Genomic DNA, 9,134 nt, shown 5'->3' on the forward strand with positions numbered 1-9,134 from the left:
AATAACATTAAGCCCAATTTTTTGCGGATATAATATAAAATTATAAAAAATTTAGATTATAGTTTGGCGTTTTTTGCTTTTTTCTCTCGCCAAAGATTACATAATCCCAATACGCATTATTGATAACTTATTATACTGCCTTTGGACGTTCTTTGGACATAGAGTTTTTTAGGCAGGCGTTGCTGCAGTTCAACCCTGTGGGAAATAAGCCCTATGATAAAACTGCCCTTTAACTTTTCCAAAGCGTCCATAACGGTATCTATCAAATCCGAATCCAAAGTCCCGAATCCCTCGTCTATAAACAAAAACTCAACCGCCGCCGCGCCGCTGCGACGGGAGAGCGCGCGCGAGATTGAGATAGCCAAAGAAAGCGAAACCAAAAACATCTCGCCGCCCGAGACCGTGTTGACTTTGCGGAGCTGTCCGCCGCAAAAATGGTCTTTTATCAAAAAGCCGTTATCATAGACTAACTCAAATTGACCCATAGTCAAAAGGCTGAGATATTCGCTGGCCGTGTATGTAAATTCTTCTATGTATTCCTCAGCCATAAATTCCATCAGCTTGTTGGATGAAGTCAGTTTGTGGAGCTGATTGATTATATCCAGCTTTTTTTGGACCTTAGCCAGTTCTTTTTTGGTTTCATTATATTTTATCAAGTCTTGTTCAAGCCTTGCTATCTCGCCTTTTAACTCGCCTAGGTTTTGGGACAGCTGTTTTTTGGCCTCGTCCAATTCGTCTTTTTGCTGGCGCGCGTTTTGTAGTTGTTCTTGGGTTATAAGACGGGGACTTAATTGGGCAACGCGGTTTTGGAAGCCTTTTAGTTCGGTCTGGATTTTAACCAAATCCGTTTGCGCCTCATTAAGCGCTTTTTGGGCCTCGCGCTCGGCTTTTGCAAGCTCTTCTATTTGGGCTTCTAGGTTAATGTATTGTTCGTTGCTGTCTTTCAAAGCTTGGTCAAAATCAGCGTAAGAGCCCAAAATCTTTTTTAGATTGTCCTGTAATTCCTTAATCTCTTGAGCCAGTTTTTTGCCATCTTGTTCGGTCTTTTCCAATAACAATTCGTTTTTTTCAAGAAGCGCCTTTTGTTCTTGGATATATTTTTGGGCTTTGTTTATTTTTACGAGCATATCCAAACAGTCGTTTTTTATGCTCTCAAAGCGTTCTTTGGTTTTGACGCAGCTATCGTCAAGCCTTAGCTTGTTTATTTCAGCCTGCAGTTTTTGAAATTTTTCTTGTTTTTCCTTAATGGCTTTTTCGGTATCGCTTATCTTTTGTGCTTGGGAGGCCTGGGTCTGGGATATGTCGTAAAAAGCTTTTTTCCAATTCTCAATTTGGACAGTTATGTCTTCCAAATTAATAATCTCCAAATCCTCTGACAATCGCGCGATAATATTATTACAAATAGGGCACCTATCGCCTATCTTTACTTGTGAACTTATAAGCGCCTTGGCGTTATGCGCGGCAAAACGCGCATATTCTTGTTCAAGCTGTTCCAGGGTTTTTTTGTATTCGTTTTGGCTTTTTACAATATCCGCTTGAAGCGCCAAAAGCCCGTCCAAAGCTTGACAGTCCTCTTTAATTAGAAGCGTTGTCTCTTCCAATTCTTTTTTTAAATCTATATATTTTTGAACAGCTTGGGCGTATTCGTTAAATTTATCAACCAAATTGACGGCCAGCTTTTCATCCAACGGCAATTTTATTTTGACAAGATTGTCCAAGGCCTTCAAATAGGAATTAATTTTTTGGGCATATTGTTCTTGGGCGCATTGAGCTTTTTGCAAATTTTCTTGAATTTGGCTTATTTCGTTTTTTATTTTTTTGTATTCCTGCGCTTTTTGGTCTTTTTGAACGGTTAATGATTTTATCTTAGCTTGGGTTTGGAGATTGTTGTGGAGGGTGTCTATATAAGACCTTAGCCGTTCTTTCTTTTGGCTAAGTTCTTTGGTCTGCTTGGCTTGTTCGGCTTTTTGGGCGTAATCTTGCCGCAAATTTGTTATCTTTTGATCCAAAGCTTCCCTTTGGTCTTGCGCGCTTTTTATTTGGGCTTGTAATTTTTGATATTCTTGATATTCTTCGTATAATTTTTCCAATTCTTTTAAATGTTTGTCGGCTTGTTCTATTTGCTTGGAAATCTCTTTGAGCCGCGCCTCATAATCTTGGTATTGTTTTCTTTTTTGGTCAATCACGGCTTTGTCAATCTCGCCCATGCTTTTAAGAAAAATTTCAAGCCCGTCGGCTTGGCCTTGGTATTCCCGCCTTCGTTCCAAAACCTTATTGTTTAGCTCTTCGCCGTATTTATTGAGCGAAAATATATTGCCTATCATTTTTTTACGCTCGGAAGCGTCCGCGGTCACAAACTTGTCATACTGGCCTTGTTCTAAGATAACGCATTGGGTAAAGTCTTTTTCATTTAGTTTTAACAAATCAATCACATAATTTTTGACATCCCTTATCCCCGAAGCCAAGCTTATCTTTTGGCCGGTAATGTCAAAAATCTCGGCGCTCATTTTGTTTTCTTTTTGGGTCTTTAGCTGGCGCGCGATTAAATACTTTTTTGGCCGTCCGTCTTTATTAAGGCTAAAAACAAACTCTATGCTGGCTTGCTTATCGTTAAGGTTGACAATCTCGTAATTATAGCCTCTGCCGCTTGGCAAGTCGCCAAACAGCGCGATAATAATGCTTTCCACGATAGCGGACTTGCCGCTGCCCGTCTTGCCGCAAATCCCAAACACGCCTTCGCTTGCCAAGGCTTCAAAATCTATAAATTGCTCTGTTTGATAATTTTTGACGCCTTTTATCTTCAAACTAATGGGTTTCATAACTCGTTCATAATCTCCAAAAACATATTGATAAGCTCGGGCTTGGGCTCTTTGCCGCCGTATTGGCTTTTGTAAAACTCAATAAAAATTTCGCGGTCGGATTTTAGGCGCTTGTCTTTTATGATAACTTTTTCTTTTTCGGGCAAAATTAATGAAAATCTTAACATATTGGAAAAGCTTTTTAGTTTTTTGGCGGCGCTGTCCGTTATGCTGTGGTCCAGCTTTAACTCAAGCCAAACCCATTTGCCTTGGTTTTTCTCTAAAATATCCAAAGCCTGCATAACGCTGTCGGCCTGCAGCTTGGCTACGGGCTTATACTTGGTCAAGGGCGCCCTTACAAGCTCGCGCACGCCTTGCAAATCAATATCGGCGATAATAACCGATTTTTGCGAAGTCTCGTCAAACGCGTAAGGCATTATCGCGCCGCTGTAATGTATATTTTTGGATTTTGATATGGTCTGCGGCTTGTGGATATGCCCAAGCGCCGTATAATGCGCCTCGGGAAAGGCGTCAATGGGAATAAGCCGCGCCCCGCCCAGCTCTATCTCGCGTTCGTCGCCTTCTTTTACGCCGCCTATGCAAAACAAATGGCTTATATTTATGTTAATACTGTCTTTTTCAAAACCCTTAGCGCCCTCAAACAGCCTTCTTTTGACGCGCTCGGGATAAGAAGTATTTTCTTCTATGGCCTCGCCCATTCTGGAATCGGACGGATAAGGCAAAATATTGACGCAAACTTTTTGGCTGTTTATCGCCGTCTTTATATAGCCTTTTCCCGCCGCGAACTTTCTTGCAGAGTATGTAATATCGCTCTCGCCCGCCAAAACGATATTGCAGCTTAACGCCATCTTTTTGGCGGCGGCGAGGCGCGCCGGATCGTCATGGTTGCCCGCTATCACAATTACCGTGCAAATTTGGCCCAAACTTACCATGCTCTCAAAAAAGAGAGTCTCTGCGGCTGCGGAAGGCAGCGCGGTGTCAAAGATATCGCCCGCTATAAGCGCCAAATCAACTTTATTGGCGCGCGCGATATCAATAATCTCTTGCATGACCGCCTCTTGCTCGTTTGTTCTGTCCGTATTAAATAATTTTTTGCCTAGATGCAAATCCGCAGTGTGTAATATTTTCATATATTTTTACCTGTTCTTATATTAACACATAACCTTTTTTTGAACAATATTATTTAATTTTAATGGTTTTAAAAACATAGTTTTAAGGGGTTATACGGTTTTGAGATAAACTTGAAGTTTGCCCTAAAAAATGCTATTATTTAGTCCCATATATTTATAAATTCCAAGGGTATATAAAAAATGTTAGTTAGTTTTTCGGGCGAATATTTGCTGGACAGTTTTACGGGCGTTGATAACCTGTTTATTTCGGAATACCTTCCGCAAGCGCCCGACATGTGCGTAAAGGTCTATCTTTACGGCTTGTTCTTATGCGCACACTCACACTCGCCCGATAACGACCTGGAAAAAATGGCGAGGGCTTTGGCTATGCAGCCCTCCGAAATAATAGACGCCTATACTTATTGGGCCGAGCTTGGGCTTGTGTCCATAGTCGGTCATAATCCTTTTTCGGTAAAATACTTGCCGCCCAAAAACGCGCTGAGCTTAAAAAAATACAGCGTTGCCAAATACGCCGAGTTTAACATGAAGATTGAGGCGATGTTTGACCGCGAGATTTTGCCCAATGAGTTTAACGAATATTATAGCTTGATAGAAGCCTATCATTTTGAGCCCGAAGCGTTTTTGATGATTGTTAGGTATTGCATAGATTTGAAAGGCGGCAATATCAACTACAAATATATCTCGGCTGTGGCGAGAAATTGGGCAAACGCGGGCATTACAACCTGCGAGCGCGTGGAGCAAAAAATCTTGGAATATGACAAAATCAGCGAGGAGCTGGCGCAGGTAATGAAAGCTTTGGGCAGCCGCAAAAGAGCCGATATTGACGAGCGCGCGATGTATCTAAAATGGAAAGAAGAGTTTTTGTTTGACTTTGACACCATAATCGCGGTCGCCAAAAGAATAAAAAAAGGCGGTTTTTCTAAGCTGGACAGCGCTTTGACCCGTTACTATGAAAGCAAGCTGATGACTATCCAAGAAATTGAAGAGTTTGAGAACAACAAAGACAAGCTATACGCCTTGGCCAGAAAGATAAACCGCACTATCGGAGTGTATTACGAGCAGCTGGATTATATAATTGAGACATATATCAGCGATTGGCTGAGCAAGGGCTTTGAGGAAGACGCGCTTGTTATGATTGCTGACGCGTGTTTTAGAAGGCATATACGCACGCTTGAGGGCATGAACGGGCTTGTGAACAAGTTTTACAAACAAGGCCTAGTCAGCGCGGGCAGCATTATTTCGCACCTTGAAAGATTGAGCGAAACCGACAAAAAGATTAAGCGTATCTTTGAGGTTTTGAATATAGAAAAAAATATAACAAGCTGGGACAGGGACAGCTATAGGACTTGGACATATTCTTGGGGCTTGAGCGACGAGCTGATTTTGTATTGCGCGGAGCTTGCCAAAGGCGCGGCTTCGCCTATCGCGTATATGAATAAGGTTTTGTCGTCTTGGCATGACCAAAAGATTGCCACAGTGGAACAAGCCAAACAAATCGCCGCGCAAAAGGGCGACGCCTCCAAAATCGCCAAGCCTTCTACCCAGCGGACTTACACCCAGCAAGAGCTTAACGCCCTTATTGACGACATCACCAAGGTGGAATTTTAAATTATGATTTTGAAAGAAGTATTGGAAAATCTAAAAGACCGCCAAAGCCGCGCGCAAATCTTGGCCGAATACAACTATCAGCGGGCGCTTGAAGACGAGCGGTTTTATCAAATTGAAAAAAAATACAGGGAATATAACTTTTTGTGCGGTCAAAATCCCGAGCCCAAAAATTTGCAAGAACTTGAAAAAATTAAGGCCCGGCGGCAGCAGCTTTTGGACGAACTTTGTTTGCATATAACGCCCCAATACGCTTGCCAAAAATGCCAAGACAGCGGTTATCAAGGCAAAGAGCTTTGCGTTTGCGTAAAAAGGGAAATATCCCGACGCATTGCCAATATGTGCGGGGTTTCTAGCAATATTTCGTGTAATTTTGAAAATTGCGATTTTGGCGTTTTTAAAGACCCAAAGCATAAGGAATTAATGATTAACACTTACCAAAAAATGAAACAATACTGCGCCAAGTTCCCTAACACTAATTTTAACTCCATAGTATTTAGCGGCGCGACGGGCACGGGCAAGACATACCTTATAAGCTGCATAGCGAGCCAATTGTCTTATTCAGGATTTTATGTGTTTTTTACGACGGCTTTTGGGCTGAATAATATGTTTTTAAAAAGCCATACAGCTATTATGGAAGAAAAACTTCAATACCTTGAGCCGCTTATTGACTGCGATTTGCTGATAATAGACGATCTGGGCACAGAGCCTTTATACCGCAATGTGAGCGGCGAATATTTATATACTATTATTAACGAGCGCAAAATAACCAAAAAGCATACGCTTATTTCCACTAATTTATCTTTGGACGATATATTAAACCGCTATGGCGAAAGAATTTTTTCAAGGCTAAACAACAAGGCCGATTCGTTGTTCTTAACATTTGACGGCAAGGATGTAAGGCTGGATAGCTAATATTATCCATATTTTTCAGCCATAATTACATCGCTTTATGCTTGCCAACAGGCATAACGATATATTATAATTTATAGGCGCGATGTTGTAATTTATGGCGCGAAAACTTGCAGGCTTGATGTAATTTCTAAACCTGATATAACTTGTATACGAGATACAATTTTTTTAAGCTAGATATAATTTTTAGGCGCGATATAATTTTGTGGCAAGATATAACTTGTAGGCAAGATATATTAAAAATAATAAGCGTAGTTGTAGGACTTTTTAAACATATCGCCAATATTAATAAATGCTGATGTAGCTCAGCCGGTAGAGCACCTCCTTGGTAAGGAGGAGGTCACGGGTTCAAGTCCCGTCATCAGCTCCAAAGGTAAAAACCGCTAATTAGCGGTTTTTTTCTAATGCGCAGGGCGAAATAAGCAATATAAATTAAAAAGGATCATGTATTATTTTAATATAAGGTTTATTTCAAAAAAATTATTATAATGCATTGAATTTTATATTAAATAAGTTTTTTTGTAAATATTTTTTCATCCTCAAAGCAATTTTTGCCAAACTTAAAGTTAACAATGTTATAATCTCTATGCCCGACGCTATTGCAAAAATATGACAAATATTCATAAAAAGTCTAAACTACTTGCAACAATAAACCATACTGAAAAACTCATAGCGCATAGGTTAAGCAATATAAAACCAATAAAATTTTAATCTTAATTCCTATGCTATAAAAGCGTTTAGTAACTTGTAATTTAGCAATAATTTAAAATATTTTATTATAGTGAATAGATTTTTTCAATTATTTTTGTTAAGAAACTAACAAACAAAAATGGCAAAAAAAAATCAAAACACTATCATACAATAATTTACAGACCCAAAACATAAAAAGGGGAACGGGTTATAAGTCGTTCCCCTTTTGGATAAATTAGTTGTCTTTTGGGCTTATTTTTTCATTATAACAAGAGCGCCTAGCAACGCGACCATAACTATAATTATGGAGGCGCCGTTTTCCTTTGAGCAGCCTTTGCAGCCTTTTTCTTGGGCGGCAGCGGCCTCAACCTCTATATCGCCCATAAGGAACGCTTCGTTGCCGTCAAGGTCAAAGACCGTTATCCTTATGGTATAGGCGCCCGCTTTGGTCGGGATAAAGCTAAAGTCTTCGTAATCTACTTCGTATTCCCTTCCATAGATGTCTTGAACTTTAATTATAAAGACCAAATCTTCTTTGGCGGTCGCATTGTCTTCGGCATTGATAGGTATAATATATTTCTGGTTAACTACGCCTTTTGGCAATACCTCTACGCTAAACTCAAGCGTAGGATCAATGCCCTCAATTATATCGCCAGGATCGGGCGCTTGCGGCGTAGGGGTCAGACCCGTCGCAAAGTTGGCGCCGGGAACCGTATCGCCAAATTCTTCTATTTTGGACTCTTTAAGCTGCAATAGGCCTTTTAGGTCAATCGTGCCGTCCGCTTTTCTGGAAGGCGCTATTGTTGTGTCAAGCGACACAAAATCATCCGCTGTAATTTGGTCTGTTCCGTTGGACGATTGCGATCCGTCCCAATAGAAGGTGGTCTCGTTTTGGAACTTGGCGTTGTCTTGGTTGTTGGGCTTGAGTTGTTCGCCTATCGCGACTCTAGCCGCGTCAAAGCCGCCCTCAACGCCGTTCCAATCTTGCGCTAGTTGCTTAAACGAAATGATTCCCGTCGCCTCAAAATTGGTATTGCCCGCGTGCGTATAAAACGCCACGTTATAAGAGCCGTTGTTATAGGATGTGCAGTTGACAACTTTTATGGCAGGACATGAGTTGCTGTCTATGCCCTTTGCCTTGTTGTTATAGGCTATGGAATTGATAAGCTCATGCTGACCGTATGTATAAACGCGCTTGTTGTCTTCGTCATATTCCCAATCCGTGCAAGGTATGAGACTTGTTCCGCCGAGCTTAAAGCCGTTGCCGTTGCCGGCGTTAGTGCCGTCGCTCAAATATCCGTTGCTGTAAGCGATACAGTTTTTGATTGTTACAACGCCGATAGGGCCTGTTTGTATCTTAGCGTACAAATCCCAGCCGTCGTCCGCGTTGTTATAAGCGATACAGCCGTCAAACACATTGCCAGGACCGCAAGTAAGTTTGGCCGCGAATCCGTCGGCGTCTTCATAGCCGTTGTCGGCGTTATTGTAAGAGGTGCAATTAATCACCTGATTATAAGCGGGCCATTTGTCAATGGTTTCGGTGGACACGCCGCTTATTTGTATGCCGGTATTGCCGTTGTTATAGGTATTGACTTCTATAATCTTATTATAGCTTCCGGCCAGCGCTTTTTGCAACTCGTCGCCAAAGGCGTCGTCGCCTACGCATCCTACCATGTAGGTTTCGGCGTTCATTTTGGCCGCCGCCACCGCTTGATTGGCGCCCTTGCCGCCCGGATTGGTCATAAAGCCATAGCCGCTTATAGTCTCGCCGCTTTTTGGCATCCGATCGGCGCATATTACCAAGTCCATATTGACGCTGCCGATAACAAAAACCTTGCTCATAACTTTTCCTTTTTCTTTTGTATTTATAACAGCATAAAAGCGTTTATAAGTTATCATATATTTTAATTATTATATTTTTGACTGTCAATTTATCAGCGCTTGTCCTAATCTTTGCCGCCGTTTCCAAACTGGTTAG

The 9,134-nt window shown here is 41.4% G+C and carries 4 protein-coding genes, 1 tRNA gene and 1 pseudogene; 3 read left to right on the forward strand and 3 right to left on the reverse strand.

The window, feature by feature from the left end; genetic code table 11:
* Positions 1–116: 116 nt before the first annotated feature.
* The gene (locus GX756_02420; protein NLC16717.1) at positions 117–2,819 is read right to left on the reverse strand and encodes an SMC family ATPase; all 2,703 of its coding nucleotides are present in this window, start codon (positions 2,817–2,819) and stop codon (positions 117–119) included.
* Positions 2,816–3,949 carry an exonuclease subunit SbcD gene (gene sbcD / locus GX756_02425; GenBank protein ID NLC16718.1) on the reverse strand — a complete coding sequence of 378 codons (1,134 nt, stop codon included), beginning with the start codon at positions 3,947–3,949 and terminating at the stop codon, positions 2,816–2,818. Before sbcD ends, GX756_02420 begins: the two co-directional genes overlap by 4 nt.
* A gap of 180 nt (positions 3,950–4,129) precedes the next feature.
* Here sbcD and GX756_02430 point away from each other — a divergent pair, with 180 nt between their 5' ends.
* From GX756_02430 to GX756_02440, 3 genes are all read left to right on the forward strand, one after another.
* Positions 4,130–5,557 (forward strand): DnaD domain protein, encoded by a 1,428-nt coding sequence (locus tag GX756_02430; GenBank protein ID NLC16719.1) that lies wholly within the window; start codon positions 4,130–4,132, stop codon positions 5,555–5,557.
* Positions 5,558–5,560: 3 nt separating this feature from the next.
* Positions 5,561–6,469 carry an ATP-binding protein gene (locus tag GX756_02435; protein NLC16720.1) on the forward strand — a complete coding sequence of 303 codons (909 nt, stop codon included), beginning with the start codon at positions 5,561–5,563 and terminating at the stop codon, positions 6,467–6,469.
* Between the two features lie 291 nt (positions 6,470–6,760).
* Positions 6,761–6,836, forward strand: a tRNA-Thr gene (locus GX756_02440).
* Between the two features lie 1,937 nt (positions 6,837–8,773).
* On the opposite strand, the pseudogene GX756_02445 reads toward GX756_02440, so the two are convergent.
* A pseudogene (locus tag GX756_02445) lies at positions 8,774–8,998 on the reverse strand (ribokinase).
* Positions 8,999–9,134 lie beyond the last annotated feature (136 nt).

Source organism: Clostridiales bacterium (assembly GCA_012512255.1).
Lineage (GTDB): Bacteria > Bacillota > Clostridia > Christensenellales > DUVY01 > DUVY01.